Origin of the sequence: Paenibacillus mucilaginosus 3016 (assembly GCF_000250655.1) — a bacterium.
In the GTDB taxonomy this organism is placed as follows: Bacteria; Bacillota; Bacilli; order Paenibacillales; family NBRC-103111; genus Paenibacillus_G; species Paenibacillus_G mucilaginosus.
The window spans coordinates 4,482,005-4,498,823 of sequence record NC_016935.1 but is presented as its reverse complement, the minus strand read 5'-3'; the positions used below and the strand labels follow the sequence as shown (position 1 = coordinate 4,498,823).

At 65.0% G+C, this 16,819-nt stretch carries 2 protein-coding genes; both read left to right on the top strand.

Features of this window, described 5'->3' with window-relative positions; translation table 11 throughout:
• Positions 1 to 55 precede the first annotated feature (55 nt).
• Entirely contained in the window at positions 56 to 5,614 is a 5,559-nt protein-coding gene (locus tag PM3016_RS19295; RefSeq protein WP_014370604.1) for a type I polyketide synthase, read from the top strand.
• Positions 5,611 to 16,815: a non-ribosomal peptide synthetase gene (locus PM3016_RS19290; protein WP_014370603.1), complete on the top strand. Its 11,205-nt coding sequence runs from the start codon at positions 5,611 to 5,613 to the stop codon at positions 16,813 to 16,815. Before PM3016_RS19295 ends, PM3016_RS19290 begins: the two co-directional genes overlap by 4 nt.
• Positions 16,816 to 16,819: the final 4 nt, after the last annotated feature.

The following is a 16,819-nucleotide window of genomic DNA, read 5'->3' as shown; positions in this document are numbered from 1 at the left end:
AGCTGCAATCACCACTTGCATTCCGCTTGATTATGATAACGAGGTGTATAAGCAGATGGACAACCGTATGCCGTTAGAGCCAATCGCCATCATCGGGGTCGGATGCCGGTTCCCCGGCGGAGCCCATTCTCCCGAACTGTATTGGAAGCTTCTCACTGAAGGCAGGGACGCCGTTACGGAAGTGCCGGCGGACCGCTGGAGTATTCACTCCTACTATGACCCGGAGCGCTCCAAACAAGCCAAAACCGTAACGAAGTGGGGCGGCTTCCTGGATCGGATCGACGAATTCGATGCCGGTTTCTTCGGCATGTCGCCGCGGGAGGCGGCCTTCCTCGATCCCCAGCAGCGCCTGCTGCTCGAAGTGGCCCTGGAAGCGCTCGAGGATGGGGGCCAGCCGCTGGAGCGGATGGCGGGAAGCCGGACGGGGGTGTACATCGGCGGATTCACCCTGGACTACAAACTGCTTCAATTCCAGGAGAGCAACCGTCATTTGGTCGATTCCCATACCGCTACAGGCTCGATGATGACCCTTCTGTCCAACCGCCTCTCCTATATGTTCGATCTGCGGGGGCCGAGCGTATCGGTCGACACCGCCTGCTCCTCGTCGCTCGTGGCCGTCCACCTGGCCTGCCAAAGCCTGTGGAACGGGGAAAGCGAGATGGCCCTGGCCGGCGGCGTCAACGTGATGATCAAGCCCGAGTATACGATTGCCGAGTCGAAGGCCGGCATGCTGTCCCCCGACGGCCGTTCCAAGGCGTTCGACGCGTCGGCTAACGGCTATGTGCGCGGGGAGGGCGCCGGAATCGTCGTCCTGAAACCGCTGGCCCGCGCGCTTGCGGACGGTGACCCGGTATATGCCTGCATCCGCGGTACGGCGGTCAACCAAGACGGCCACTCCAGCGGGCTGACCGTTCCCCGGGGAGAAGCCCAGGAGGCGCTTCTCCTTGAAGCTTATGCCAAGGCCGGGATCACACCCGACCAGATTCAATACGTGGAAGCTCACGGCACAGGCACACCGGTCGGCGATCCGATCGAAGCCAATGCGCTCGGCCGGATCCTCTCCCGAGGACGGGATGCCGCATCACCGTGCTACATCGGCTCGGTAAAAACGAACTTCGGCCATACCGAAGCGGCGGCCGGCATCGCCGGGCTGATCAAAACGGCGCTGTCGCTCAAGCACCGCCTGATTCCGCCGCACCTGCATCTGCAGCAGCCGAACCCGCAGATTCGGTTCGGGGAACACCTTCTCCAGGTTCCTGAAGCCGTAACCCCTTGGCCTTCGGCCGGGGGACAGGCTGGACAGGCACTCGCCGGAGTGAATTCATTCGGCTTCGGAGGCACGAACGCCCATGTCGTGCTCGAAGAGGCGCCGGCCATTGCGAGACGGGCAGGCAGCGACGAAGACGGTGACGGCGCCGGGAAAAGCTATCTTTTCCCTGTCAGCGCACAGAGCAAAGAAGCATTGGCTGCCCTGGCCGCTGCTTATGCGGAGCGGATTGCCGAGTTCCGCAGCTCCGCCCAACCGCCTTCGCTTCACGATTGGTGCTATACGGCGAGCCTTCGGCGGAGCCATCACCGGTTCCGACTCAGCGCGGCTGCCGGCTCATGGTCGGAGCTTGGAGATCAGCTTGCTGCCGCAGCACAGGGAGAGCCTGCCGCAGGACTGCATGTCGGTGCGGACCATGTCCCGGCCTCAGAGCCCGTCTTCGTCTTCACGGGAATGGGCCCGCAGTGGTGGGCGATGGGGCAGCAGCTCTACCGGGAAGACGGCATCTTCCGTGAGGCCGCCGACCGGTGCGACGAGGCGTTCCGCAAAGCATCCGGCTGGTCCATACTCGAAGCCATGCTGAAGCCCCAAGAGGAGTCCCGCATGGAGGAGACCGAGATTGCCCAGCCGGCGAACTTTGTGCTGCAGGTTGCTTTGGCGGCGCTGCTGGAAGCAAGAGGCATCCGGCCCAAGGCGATTGTCGGCCACAGCGCGGGGGAAGCGGCTGCCGCGTATGTCAGCGGAGCGCTCAGCTTGGACGATGCGGCCCTGTTGATCTATCACCGCAGCCGGCTGCAGCAGATGACCACCGGGCAGGGAAGGCTGGCCGCGGTCGGATTGTCCCTCGAGGAAGCCGCACCGCGCCTCGCCGGGCTCGAAGACCGGGTATCCTTCGCGGCCGTGAACTCACCCGGCTCCGTCACGCTGGTCGGGGAGCCGCAGGCTCTGGAGAAGATCGTCTCCGCGATCGAAGCGGAAGGCGTCTTCAGCCGCTACCTGCGCGGCAAAGTGCCTTATCACAGCCATTACATGGATCCGCTGCGGGAAGAGCTGCTGACTTCGCTGTCCGGACTGGCCCCTCGCGACGAGCACATCCCTTTGTATTCGACCGTGACCGGGGCGCAGATCAGCGGGAGAGAGCTCGGGGCGGCGTATTGGTGGCATAATGTGCGGGAGACGGTGCGGTTCGCCGATGCGGCAGCCGCCCTCATTGAGGAAGGGCATACCACCTTCATCGAGATCGGCCCGCATCCGGTGCTCTCCTCGTCGCTGCAGGAATGTCTCAGCCGGCTGGGGCGGACGGGAACGACGGCCGCCTCCCTCCGCCGCGGAGAGGAGGAGACCCGCTGCGTGCTGGAAGCCCTTGGAGCGCTGTACACCGCAGGCGCCACCGTCGACTGGAGCAGCATGTATCCCTTCGGCGGGGATCCGGTCTCCCTCCCGATGTATCCATGGCAGCGTGAGCGTCATTGGCAGGAATCCCCCGAAGCCGAAGCGGAGCGGCTGGGCTGCGAGTGCCATCCGCTGCTGGGCCGCAGGCTCTCCTCACCGCAGCCCACTTGGGAAAAGGAACTGAACCTGAGTCAGCTCAGCTTCCTGCGCGATCATGAGATTCAGAGTACCGTCGTCTATCCGGGCGCCGCTTACGTGGAGATGGGCATGGCCGCCGCCCGCGAGATCTACGGCGGATCCGGCTCGGGACTGTGCGGGGAAGTGCGCTTCCGCAAAGCCCTGTTCATCCCGGGCGGGGTGAACGTCTGGCTCCGGCTGGTATTCGACCCGGAGGATGCCGTCTTCCGGATCTACAGCACCAGCCGGATGGACCGGCAGGAGTGGACGCTGCATGCGACCGGCAGGTTCATTTCCCAAGTGGGCCAGGCACCAAAGGCGCAGAACCTTTCTGATCTGCAGGAACGCTGCACCACAGAGATCGACCGGGAACGGTGCTACAGTCATTTCCGCAAGCTGGGCCTGGAGTACGGGCCTGCCTTCCGGGGAATCCGGAAGCTTCTTCAGGGGGCGGACGAAGCGCTGGGACAGGTTGAAATTCCGGAAGAGGTTCTCCCGGAATGCGACCGGTATTCGATCCATCCGGCTGTACTCGATGTCGGCTTCCAGGTCCTCGCGGCTGCGCTTCCGTTCAGCGAGGAAGAGAACGCAGCTTCCGTCTATATGCCTACGGGAGTAAAACAAGGCACTCTGTACCGCAGCGTAAACCAGCGGATGTGGATTCATGCCCGGATTACCGAGAGCACCCCCCAAGTGCTGTATGGGGATATCCAGTTCCTGGATGAGGACGGGAACGTGCTCATGGAAATTCTGCGCTGCGAAGCCCGGTCACTGCAGGAAGATTCCGCCCAAAAGTGGGTCAAGCCCCAGTCTTTCTATGAGATGAAATGGAGCCCGTCGGAGCGCGGGGAGGACGTGCCTGCCAGGGAGTGGCCGCAGGGGACGAATGCATGGCTGGTATTGGCAGACGGAAACGGTCTTGGCGACGCACTGTCAGCCCAACTGGGCGGCCTTGGCCTGACCGCTGTGATGCTGCGGCCGGGAGACGGGTTCGAGAAATCGTCGGTCTCGGAGTACCGGATCGACCCGCGGAACCCCGAGCACTATGAAGCCCTGCTTCAGCAAACGCTGGCCGACGGAGTCCGGTTCCAGGGGATGCTTCACCTGTGGAATCTGGATGCCGTCGTGACGGAGGAGGCGGGCCCGGACACGCTTCTGCAATCCGAGATCACCGGATGCCATTCGGCGGTGTACTTGATTCAGGCACTGTCCAAAGGTCTCTCCAAAACGGCTCCCAAGCTGTGGATCGTTACCCGGGGAGCCCAGGCCGTAGGCGATTCGGCGGAAGGGCTCCAGATCGCGCAGGCGCCCGTGTGGGGTCTCGGTAAAATCATCGGCCATCAGGAGCATGCCGAATTCTGGGGAGGGATGGTCGATCTCGATCCGCTGTCGCTTGACCCGAAGAAGGACGCAGAGCTCTTGTGGAACCAGGTCCGGCACGCCGACAGGGAGGACCAGACGGCTTTCCGCGATGGGAAGCGGCATACCGTCCGCCTCACGCTGTGCAGCAGCCACGCGCTGCCCGTCCCTCCGGCCATGCGGCAGGACGGCGCGTATTTGATCACGGGGGGACTGGGGGGGCTCGGCCTCGTCACCGCCAAGTGGATGGCCCAGCGCGGAGCGCGCCATCTGATTCTTATGGGGCGTCAGGGCCTGCCGCCCCGCACGCAGTGGGCAGGCACCGACAAGAATAGTCCGGCCGGCCAGCGCATTGCCGCTGTCCGCGAGATCGAGCTGCTGGGGGCTTCGGTCTATACGGCTGCCGTCGATGTGACGGACGGGGACTCCCTTGCTTCATGGATCGCCGGATATGAAGCGGAGCAGCGGCCTCCGATCCGGGGTGTTCTTCACACGGCGGGCGTCGCCAGACCGAAGCTGCTCCTGCATATGACCGGAGAAGAATTCAGTGATGTCATGCGGCCCAAGGCAGCGGGAGCCTGGAATTTGCACCGGCAGTTCGAGGGGCATGCCCTGGATTTCTTCATCTTGTATTCTTCCATTGCTTCCGTCGTCGTCTCTACCGGTCAGAGCAATTACTCTGCGGGCAATGCGTTCATGGACGCGCTGGCTCATTACCGCCAGTCGCTTGGCCTGCCTGCCCTCAGCATCAATTGGGGGCCATGGGGCGACGTGGGTCTGGCCACGCAGCTGGACCTCCTGGAGTATTTCGTCAAGCGCGGCTTCTATCCGATGACCCTGGAGCAGGGACTCGATGCGCTCGGCTATCTCATGGGCTGCCCGTACACGCAGTCTACCGTCATCGGAGCGGACTGGCCTACCGTAGCGGACTTCAACTATCCGCTCGGACAGGCGCCGTTAATGCTGCAGGACGTGATTGCCCGCAGCGGCAGCGGCGAGGAGAGGGATGAGGCGGATCGTCAGGATGCTTTTCTTACCGAGATCCTTGCCTTGGAGAAAGGGGAGCGGAAGGAGCACTTGGAGTCGTACCTGCTTGACCTCACGGCTTCCATTCTGAGAATCCACCGCTCGAAGCTCGCGACCGACCAGTCGATGTCCTACTGGGGGCTGGACTCCATGATGGCCATTGAACTGAAAGGACGGATCGACAGCCGGCTGCAGATTTCCCTGACGATCGTCGAGCTGCTCAAGGGTCCTTCCATCAGCGAGCTGGCCGACCTGATTCTGGAGCTGCTGGAGGACGGGAACCATGCGCTCGGCACTGAGGAGCAGCAGATCATGCAGGAGCTGGAGAAGCTGTCCACCGAGGAACTCACGGCGATGCTGCAGGAAGTTTCGGCAGGAGGCGATCCGCGGTGAGTGACCTGATCCAAAGGCTGCAGCATCTGCCCGCGCAGCAGCGGGCCGCGCTCATCGAACGGATGAAGCGCAGACTGACGGAACAGGATGACCGGATACAGGCGGCACAAAACAGAGGGGAAGAGGCTCCTCTGTCGATCACCCAGGAGAGGCTCTGGCTCCAGCAGCAGCTGGAGCCCGGCAGTCCTTTCTATAATCTGCCCGTATGCCTTCGCATCCGGGGGCCGCTGAATGTACATACGCTGCAGAGCAGCTTCAGCCAGGTGGTCCGCCGTCATGAGATTCTGAGAACGGTAATCAGGACAGACGATGACGGCCGGCCGGTTCAGGTACCTGCAGCGTTCGAAGGAACACCGGTTGAGGTTCGGTCCTGCTGCGGGGATTCACCGGAAAGCCGTCTCGCGGACGTACAGGCACAGATCCGGGAGCTGCTGGCCGTATCCCTGGACATGTCCCGTCCCTTGTGGCGGGCCAGTCTGTGGCGCATCGGGGATGAGGAACATGTCCTGTTCCTCATCCTGCATCATGTGATTTTCGACGGGTGGTCGCTCAGTGTGCTGATCGGTGATCTGCTGGCCTTTTACCGGGCCGGTACCTTGAACGGGGAGCCTGCGCTCGACCCGCTGGACATCCAGTATCCGGATTACGCAGCGTGGCAGCGCAGCCGGCAGGATCATCCGGGATGGCAGGAGCAGCTTTCGTACTGGAAGGAGGAGCTGGCGGATGTGCCTGCCCTTCATCTGCACAGCGACCTTCCGAGGCCGCCGGTCCAGACCTTTAACGGCTCGTCCTGCACGGTCCTTCTGCCCAAATCCTTGTGGAACAGCCTCAAGGAGTTCAGCCGCCGTGAGGGCGTCACGCCCTTCATCACACTGCTCGCTGCGTTCAAGGTCATGCTGTACCAGCACACGGGCCAAAGTGACTTCGCAGTGGGAACCCCCGTTTCCGGAAGATCCCGTCCGGAGCTCGAGCTGCTGGTGGGCCCGTTCATCAATACCTTGGCCATTCGGACCGACCTTTCGGGCAATCCGGGATTCGCAGCCGTACTCGCCCAAGTCCGGGAGAAGGCGCTGGGGGCCTTCGAACACCAGGATGTGCCGTTCGACCGGGTCGTCCATGCGGTGAGCCCCCAGAGGGTGATGAGCCACAGCCCGCTGTTTCAGGTCATGTTCACGCTCCAAAAACCGCTTCCCCCCTTGGATGGTGTGCCGGAGCTCGACTGGGAGTTCATGCTCGTCGACCGGCTTGCCTCACATGTTGACCTGTCGATGGAAGTGTTCGAAGGCGAGGAAGGGGCAGCATGTCTCATTGAATACAACACGGACCTCTTCCGCACGGAACGCATGGAAAGACTGGCGGCCTACTTCCGTACGCTGCTGGAGAGCATTCTTCTTCATCCCCTGCAAAAGATCGACAGCCTCGGGAGCGAGGGAAGACTGACTCCGGAAGAAAAGCTGACGCTGGAGCGCTTCAACCAAACGGAACGGGCTTATCCGCAGGAGGGAAGGGGAGCCACCCTTCACGGCCTGTTCGATGAGCGGGTGCGGCTGACGCCCGAGAGGACTGCGATCGTGAGCGGCGCAGGCGAGTGGAGCTACCGCGAGCTGGGTGTGCGGGCGAACCGGACCGCCGCCGCGCTGCGGCTCGCCGGCATCCGGCCGGGCAGCGTCGTCGCCGTATTCGCCGAGCGGTCGCCGGAGCTGGTCGCAAGCCTCTTCGGCATCCTGAAGGCCGGTGCCGCTTATATGCCGGTCGATCCGTCCCATCCGGCTGAGCGCATCGCCTATCTCCTGCAGGACAGCGGGGCGGCCGCGCTGCTTGCGCTTGCTCCGCTGCCTGGGGAGCTAACCAGTCCTGTGCCTGTCCTGGATGCGGAGAGCCTGCATTCGGAAGCCGCCGAACCATCGGGCCCAGCCCCTTGGACGGAGGAGGCGGATGCCGGGTACCATCCGGAGTCGCTCGCCTATGTCATCTACACCTCCGGCTCCACCGGCCTGCCCAAGGGCGTGCAGGTCGAGCACCGCTCGGCCGTCAACACGCTCCGCGCCCTGCAGGAGCGCTACCCCCTGGAAGCCGGAAGCCGCTTCCTGTTCAAGACACCGTACACCTTCGACGTCTCGGTGCCCGAGCTGTTCGGCGGTCTGCTGGAAGGCGCGTCGCTGGCGGTTCTGCCGGCCGGCGACGAGAAGGACCCGCGGGCAATGCTCCGGGCGCTGGAGCGCTTCGAAGTCACGCACGTGAACTTTGTGCCGTCGATGCTCCGGCTGTTCCTCGAAGAAGTGCCGCCGGCATCGCTGCCCCGGCTGGAGTATGTCTTCTCAGTCGGCGAAGCGCTCGCTGCTGAGACGGCGCGGACGTGCCTCGAGCGGCTGCCGCAGGCTCAGCTGGCCAACCTGTACGGCCCGACGGAGGCCGCCGTCTATGCCGTGTGCGCCGAGCTTACGGCGGAGGACGCCGAACGCGGCATTCCGATCGGCACGCCGCTGGCCAACATGCGGGCTTACGTGCTCAACGCCGCCGATGCGCTGCAGCCCATCGGGGTGCCGGGCGAGCTGTGCCTGGCGGGCGTGGGTGTCGCCCGGGGCTACGGGGGCCGGCCGGAGCTCACGCAGGAGATGTTCTCTCCGGACCCGTTCGTCCCCGGCGGGCGGATGTACCGCACGGGGGACTTGGCCCGCTGGCTGCCTGACGGAAAGCTTGAGTATCTCGGCCGGATCGACCAGCAGATCAAGCTGAGGGGCTACCGCATTGAGCCGGGCGAGATCGAAGCGCGGCTCCTGGAGATCGGGGGCGTGCAGGAAGCTGCGGTCGTCCTGCACCGTGATACACAGGAGAATGCGGACCTGTGCGCCTATGTAGTGTGCAGCGAGCTGACGGATGCGGAGGGCATCCGCCGTGATCTGCAGCGGACGCTGCCGCCGTATATGGTGCCGGCGTACATCATGAAGCTGGACCGGCTGCCGGTGACCGCAAGCGGCAAGCTCGACCGCAAGTCGCTGCCCCGTCCGGAGCTTCAGGCCGGGAAGCGGTATGTGCCCCCGGGCACGGCGATGGAGACCGGGCTGGTCCGCATCTGGCAGGAGCTGCTGGAGCGCGAGCGCATCGGCATCCGTGACGACTTCTTCCGGATCGGCGGACACTCGCTGAAGGCGGCGATGCTCGTCTCCCGGATACACCAGGAGCTGCAGCGCGAAGCATCGCTCCGCGACGTGTTCCGCTGTCCGACCGTCGAGTCGCTGGCCCGCCTGCTTGAAGAACAGACGGACAGCCCGTATGCGGGCATCCCGGCGGCCCTGCTGCAGCCGTGGTATCCGGTATCGTCCGCGCAGAAACGGCTGTATATTCTGCAGCAGTTGGACGGGGCGGAGCTCAGCTACAATATGCCCGGTGTTATGGAGCTGACGGGCAGGCTCGACCGCGCCCGGCTGGAGCAGGCGCTGCAGTCGCTGGTCCGCCGCCACGAGGCGCTGAGGACTTCCTTTGCGCTGGTGGAGGGAGAGCCCCGGCAGCGGATTCTCCCGCCGGAGGAGGTGCAGCTGGAGCTGGGCTATGTCCATGCTCAGGATCTGGTGCCGGCCGGCAGTGCAGGACAATCAAGCCGCGAGGCAGATCCATTGGCCGGTCTTGAATCCGGACGGGAATCCGTATGGAGATCCTTATCCGCCCCCGTGAAAGAGTACGTCCGGAGCTTTATCCGGCCCTTCCGGCTGGAGGAGGCTCCGCTGGTGCGGGCCGGGCTGGTCGGGCTCGCTCCGGAACGGCATCTGCTTCTCCTGGATATGCACCACCTGATCGCCGACGGGGTCACGATGGAGCTGCTCGCCGGCGAGTGGATGCGCCTCTACGAAGGAGAGGAGCTGCCGCCGCTGCGGCTGCAGTACAAGGACTATGCGTGCTGGCAGCAGCAGTTCCTGCAAAGTGAACGGATCGAGCGGCAGCAGCGCTACTGGGAAGAGCAGCTGGCAGGCGAGCTGACGCCGCTGGAGCTGCCGTCCGACGCCGTGCGCCCTGCCGTGCGCAGCTTCGCGGGAGACCGTCTGCACTTCGAGCTGGATGGGGAACTCAGCGGGGCCCTCCGCCGGCTGGCCGAAGAAGAGCAGAGCACGCTGTACATGGTGCTGCTCGCGCTCTATACGGCCTGGCTCAGCCGCCTGTCCGGGCAGGAGGAAGTGCTGGTGGGCACGCCGGTGGCCGGCCGGCCGCACCGGGAGCTGGAAGGCATCGCGGGCATGTTCGTGAATACCCTGGTGATCCGCTCCCGTCCGCAGTTCGCCAAAGCCTTCCGCGATTACCTGAAAGAGATCCGGCAGACGTCCATGGATGCCCTGGAGCATGCGGATGTGCCGTTCGAGTCACTGGTCGAGAAGCTGGAGCTGCAGCGCGATCTCAGCCGCAACCCCTTGTTCGATGCCATGTTTGCCTGGCAGAACATGGACAGATCGCGGCTCGACAGCAAGGCGCTGCAGATCTGGAAGCTGGAGGCGGACAGCCCGGTCGCGAAGTTTGACCTTACGCTGTTTGCGGAGGAACGGGAAGGACGGATCGTCTTCGAGCTGGAGTACAGTACGGCATTGTTCCGCAGGGAAAGCGTGGAGCGGTGGGCCCGCAGCCTGATCAAGCTCGCCCGCGCCTTCTCCGCAGAGCCGGACCTGCCGCTGGCCGAGGCCTCCATGCTGCAGCCGGCCGAGCGGCGGCTGCTGACGCATTGGAATACAACCGATAAGCCCTACCCGAAGCAAGGAGCATTGGCGACGCTTCACGGCCTGTTCGATGAGCGGGTGCGGCTGACGCCCGAGCGGACCGCGCTCGTGAGCGGCGCAGGCGAGTGGAGCTACCGCGAGCTGGATGCGCGGGCGAACCGGACCGCCGCCGCTCTGCGGCTCACCGGCGTCGGGCCGGGCAGTGTCGTCGCCGTATTCGCCGAGCGGTCTCCGGAGCTGGTTGCAAGCCTCTTCGGCATCCTGAAGACCGGTGCCGCTTATATGCCGGTCGATCCGTCACATCCGGCAGAGCGTATTGCGTATCTGCTGCAGGACAGCGGGGCGGCCGCGCTGCTTGCGCTTGCTCCGCTGCCTGCGGAGCTTACCAGTCCTGTGCCTGTCGTGGATGCCGAGAGGCTGCACTTGGAAGCCGCCGAACCATCGGGCCCAGCCCCTTGGACGGAGGAGGCGGATGCCGGGTACGATCCGGAGTCGCTCGCCTATGTCATCTACACCTCCGGCTCCACCGGCCTGCCCAAGGGCGTGCAGGTCGAGCACCGCTCGGCCGTCAACACGCTCCGCGCCCTGCAGGAGCGCTACCCGGTGCAAGCCGGAAGCCGCTTCCTGTTCAAGACGCCGTACACCTTCGACGTCTCGGTGCCCGAGCTCTTCAGCGGCCTGCTGGAAGGCGCGTCGCTGGCGGTTCTTCCGGCCGGCGACGAGAAGGACCCGCGGGCGATGCTCCAGGCGCTGGAGCGCTTCGAAGTCACGCACGTGAACTTCGTGCCGTCCATGCTCCGGCTGTTCCTCGAGGAAGTGCAGACGGCATCGCTGCCCCGCCTGGAGTACGTCTTCTCGGCCGGCGAAGCACTGGCATCGGAGACGGCAAGAACATGCCTCAGACGGCTGCCGCACGCTCAGCTGGTGAACCTGTACGGCCCGACGGAGGCCGCCGTCTATGCCGTCTGCGCCGAGCTTACGGCGCAGGACGCCGAGCGCGGTATCCCGATCGGCACGCCGTTGGCCAATACGCGGGCCTACGTACTGAACGCCGCCGATGCGCTGCAGCCCATCGGCGTGCCGGGCGAGCTGTGCCTGGCGGGCGCGGGCGTCGCCCGGGGCTACGGGGGCCGGCCGGAGCTCACGGCGGAGCGGTTCTCCCCGGACCCGTTCATCCCCGGCGGACGGATGTACCGCACGGGGGACCTGGCCCGCTGGCGGCCAGACGGCAGGCTCGAGTATCTCGGGCGGATCGACCAGCAGATCAAGCTGAGGGGCTACCGCATTGAGCCGGGCGAGATCGAAGCGCGGCTGCTGGAGATCGAAGGCGTCCGGGAAGCCGCGGTCGTCCTGCACCGTGATGCGCAGGGGGATGCGGACCTGTGCGCCTATGTCGTGTGCAGCGAGCTGACGGATGCGGAGAGCATCCGCCGAGCGCTGCAGCGGACGCTGCCGCCGTATATGGTGCCGGCGTACATCATGAAGCTGGACCGGCTGCCGGTGACCGCAAGCGGCAAGCTCGACCGCAAGTCGCTGCCCCGTCCGGAGCTTCAGGCCGGAGAGCGGTATGTGCCCCCGGGCACGGCGATGGAGACCGGGCTGGTCCGCATCTGGCAGGAGCTGCTGGGGCGCGAGCGCATCGGCATCCGCGACGACTTCTTCCGGATCGGCGGACACTCGCTGAAGGCGGCGATGCTCGTCTCCCGGATACACCAGGAGCTGCAGCGCGAAGCCTCGCTCCGCGACGTGTTCCGCTGTCCGACCGTCGAGTCGCTGGCCCGCCTGCTTGAAGAACAGACGGACAGCCCGTATGCGGCCATACCGTCAGCCCTGCCGCAGTCGTGGTATCCGGTATCGTCCGCGCAGAAGCGGCTGTATATTCTGCAGCAGTTGGACGGCGCGGAGCTCAGCTACAATATGCCCGGTGTCTTGGAGCTTACGGGCAGGCTCGACCGTGTCCGGCTGGGGCAGGCGCTGCAGGCGCTGATCCGCCGTCACGAGGCGCTGAGGACGTCCTTTGCGCTGGTGGAGGTAGAGCCCCGGCAGCGGATTCTCCAGCCAGAAGAGGTTCGGCTGGATCTGGGCTTTGTCGATGCGCAGGATCTGGTGCCGGCCGGCAGCGGGGAAGCAGATACCGATGCCGTTCAGGAATCTGGATGGGCAGCCTTATCCACCCCTGTGAAAGAATACGTCCGGAGCTTTATCCGGCCCTTCCGGCTGGAGGAGGCTCCGCTGGTGCGGGCCGGGCTGATCGGGCTCGCTCCGGAGCGGCATCTGCTTCTCCTGGATATGCACCACCTGATCGCCGACGGAGTCACGATGGAGCTGCTCGCCGGCGAGTGGATGCGCCTCTACGAAGGAGAGGAGCTGACGCCGCTGCGGCTGCAGTACAAGGACTACGCGTGCTGGCAGCAGCAGTTCCTGCAAAGTGAGCGGATCGAGCGGCAGCAGCGCTACTGGGAAGAGCAGCTGGCAGGCGAGCTGACGCCGCTGGAGCTGCCTTCCGATACCGTGCGCCCTGCCGTGCGCAGCTTCGCGGGAGACCGGCTGCGCTTCGAGCTGGATCCCGAGCTCAGCGGAGCCCTCCGCCGTCTGGCCGAAGAAGAGGAGAGCACGCTGTACATGGTGCTGCTCGCGCTCTATACGGCCTGGCTCAGCCGCCTGTCCGGGCAGGAGGAAGTGCTGGTGGGCACGCCGGTGGCCGGTCGGCCGCACCGGGAGCTGGAAGGCATTGCGGGTATGTTCGTGAATACCCTGGTGCTCCGCACCCGTCCGCAGTTCTCCAAAGCCTTCCGGGATTATCTGAAAGAGATCCGGCAGACGTCCATGGATGCCTTGGAGCATGCGGATGTGCCGTTCGAGTCGCTGGTCGAGAAGCTGGAGCTGCAGCGCGATCTCAGCCGCAACCCCTTGTTCGATGCCATGTTTGCCTGGCAGAACATGGACAAATCGCAGCTGGACAGCACTACCCTTCAGATCCGGAAGCTGGAGGCGGACAGCCCGGTCGCGAAGTTTGACCTTACGCTGTTTGCGGAGGAACGGGAAGGACGGATCGTCTTCGAGCTGGAGTACAGTACGGCATTGTTCCGCAGGGACAGCGTCGAGCAGTGGGCCCACGGCTTCCTCGAGCTCGCTCGCGCCTTCTCCGCGAATCCGCAGCTGGGTCTGTCGGAAGCTTCCCTTCTGAGCGAAGCGGAACAGCGGAAGCTGCTCGCGCTTTGCAGTGGGCCACAGCCGGCTTATCCTGCCGAGGGGATGCCGGCAACGATCCACGGGCTGTTCGAGGCGCAGGCGGCCCGTACGCCAGGAGCAGTCGCGCTCGTATCCGAAGAAGGCGAACTGACCTACGGGCAGCTGCAAGAGCGCACGGACTCCTTGGCGGAGCGGCTTCGCGGGGAGGGGCTCGGCCCCGGATGCTTTGTCGGCATCCTTGCCGAGCGGTCGATCCGCATGGTCTGTGCAGCTCTCGCCGTGCTGAAGGCCGGCGCCGCCTATGTGCCTCTCGACGCTTCGCTGCCGGTGAGCCGGCTGCAGCACATCACAGGCTCGCTTGGCATGAGGGCTGTCATGGCTACCGCTTCCCTCGGTGATCAGGCCCTGGCCCTGCTGAAGGCCTCGCCATTCATGCAGTGTGTTGTGGCTGCCGAGGACGGTTCCGTGCTCGGCCGGCAAGCGGACGGCGAAGGAGCGGTCAGGCCGCAGCCATCCGCAGCGGGTGCCTGCATCGAAGGAGCTGCGAATCCCGCCTACGCCATCTTCACCTCCGGCTCGACCGGAACCCCCAAGGGGGTCGTCGTCTCGCACCGGCCCGTGGTCAATCTCATCACCTGGGTGAACGAAACCTTCGGTGTCGGTCCGCAGGACCGCGTGCTGTTCGTCACCTCACTGAGCTTCGACCTGTCGGTCTACGACATCTTCGGCCTGCTGGCGGCCGGCGGCTCGGTCCGCATCGTCGCCGAGCAGGATCTGCGCAGCCCGCAGCGGCTGCTCGCGCTGCTCAAGGATGAGCCCGTCACGCTGTGGGACTCGGCTCCCGCCGCCCTGGCGCAGCTCGAGCCGTTCTTCCCGGAAGCGGAGATGTCCGGCAGCCTGCGGCTGGTGCTCCTGAGCGGCGACTGGATTCCGCTGACGCTTCCCCCGGCGCTGAAGCGCGTCTGCCGGGGCGTGCGCGTCATCGCGCTGGGCGGGGCGACCGAGGCCGCGGTGTGGTCGAACTTCCACGAAGTCGGGGAGATCGACCCCGAGTGGACGAGCATTCCGTACGGCAGGCCCATCCGAGGCGCCCGCTATTACGTGCTTGACAGCCACGGGAACCTGTGCCCGGCCGGCGTTCCCGGTGAACTGTACATCGGTGGGGAGTGCCTCGCGGACGGCTATGCCGGTGACCCGGCGCTGACCGCGGAGCGCTTCGTGCCCGATCCGTACGGCCTGTATCCGGGGGCGCGGATGTACCGCACCGGCGACCGGGCGAGATGGCGCACCGAAGGCTGGCTCGAGTTCCTCGGCCGGACGGACCGCCAGGTGAAGATCCGCGGGTACCGGATCGAACCGGGCGAGATCCAGGCCGCTCTGCTCGCACATCCAGATATTACCGCAGCGGTGGTTACGCCATGGGACGGCGGAGCAGGGGAGAGAACGCTGTGCGCGTACCTTGTATCGGACCGGGAGCTCCCGGTCACCTTGCTCCGCGAGTTCCTGGCGGAGCGGCTGCCGGGCTATATGATTCCTTCGCACTTCGTCAGGCTTGACGCCATGCCGGTGACGGCCAACGGCAAGCTGGACGTGAAGGCCCTTCCCGCGCCTCCGGACGAGGTGCTGACCGGAGCTCCGTACGAGGGGCCCCGCAGCCCCGCGGAAGAGCTGCTCGTGCAGCTGTGGCAGGACGTGCTTCAGGTCCGGAAGGTCAGCATCCACGATCCGTTCTTCTCCCTGGGCGGGGATTCCATCAAAGCGATCCAGGTGATGTCCCGCCTGCACAAGCACGGCCTGCGGCTGGATGTACGGGATTTCTTCCAGTATCCGACGATCGCCGGATTGAGCCTGCATCTTCAGGCGGAATCGGCTGCCGCGCCGCAGGAGGAGATCACGGGGGAAAGCGCATTGACGCCTGTCCAGCGCTGGTTCTTCGAGCGGCTGGGACGCGAAGCGCACTTCAACCAGGCTATGATGCTGTACCGCCGGGAAGGCTTCCGGGAGGAGATCATCCGCGAAGTGTTCACCACGCTTGTGCGCCATCACGACGCACTCCGGCTGGTGTTCCCGGACAGCGGGACGCCAGGCTTCCGGGCGGTTCACCGGCCGGCCGGAGAAGACGGCTTCACTATGGAAAGCTTCGATTGGACGAAAGAGAGCGGCCAGGAAGGCCGGATCGAAGCGGAATGCACCCGGATTCAATCCGGCATGAATCTGGACCAAGGACCGCTGGTACGGCTCGGCCTGTTCCATACGCCGGAAGGAGACCATCTCCTGATCGCCGTGCATCATCTCGTCATCGACAGCGTCTCGTGGCGCATCCTGCTTGAAGACGTGATTACCCTCTACAGCGGGATGTCCGCCGGCGTTCCGGCCGGAACGCTACTTCCACCAAAGACGCATCCGTTCCGCGACTGGGCCGCAGGCCTGGAGAGGTATGCTCTAAGCACGGATCTCTTTAAGGAGAAAAGCTACTGGGCGGAACTCGCGAAGGGAACGGAGGCCCGCCTGCCGGTGGATGGGAACACGGGTGAGGCCGGACGGCGGACGATCCGCCTCTCCTGGTCTCCCGAGCTCACGAAGAGCCTGATCCGGGAAGCCGGACGGGTCTATAACGCGGACATGGACGTCATGCTGCTTACGGCACTCGCCCGGACGCTGGAAGAGGCTTGGGGGCTCCATGCCCTGCTGGTTCAGCTCGAAGGCCACGGCCGCGAAGGGCTGCTGCCGGAGCTGAATGTCTCCCGCACCGTCGGCTGGTTCACATCGATGTATCCGGTGAAACTGGAGCTCGGCCGGGACCGCTCTCCCGGACGAAGCATCAAGTCGGTCAAGGAACACCTCCGGCAGGTCCCCCGCAGAGGAGCCGGCTTCGGCGTCCTGAAGTATCTGACACCGCCTGCGGACCGGAAGGACTTCCCGCACTCCTTGCTGCCCGAAATCTCCTTCAATTATATGGGAGAGTACCAGCAGCGCCTGGATGCGGGAGGTACCGAGCTCTCGCGGCTCCAGCCGGGAAGCTCGTTCAACCCCCGGATGCCGCTCCTGCACGTTTGGAACCTGAACGCCCACCAGGAGCAGGATGCCTTGATCCTGGACTGGGAGTACGACGCCGGACTGCACCGCCGGGAGACGATGGAACGGATCGCCGGGCATCTTCACGAGCAGCTCCGTTTGCTCGCCGACCACTGTGCCGGTGTCCGGGAGACCGAGCATACCCCAACGGACTTTGCCTACAAAAATCTTGGGCTGGATGAGCTGGAAGAGCTTCTGGAGGAAGTGGCCGCCGGCTTGAATGAAGAGGAGTAATGCC

What these genes read in the sequence shown, in the direction of transcription:
- PM3016_RS19295 (WP_014370604.1), top strand. Translation starts at nt 56, where the DNA reads ATGGACAACCGTATGCCGTTAGAGCCAATCGCCATCATCGGGGTCGGA.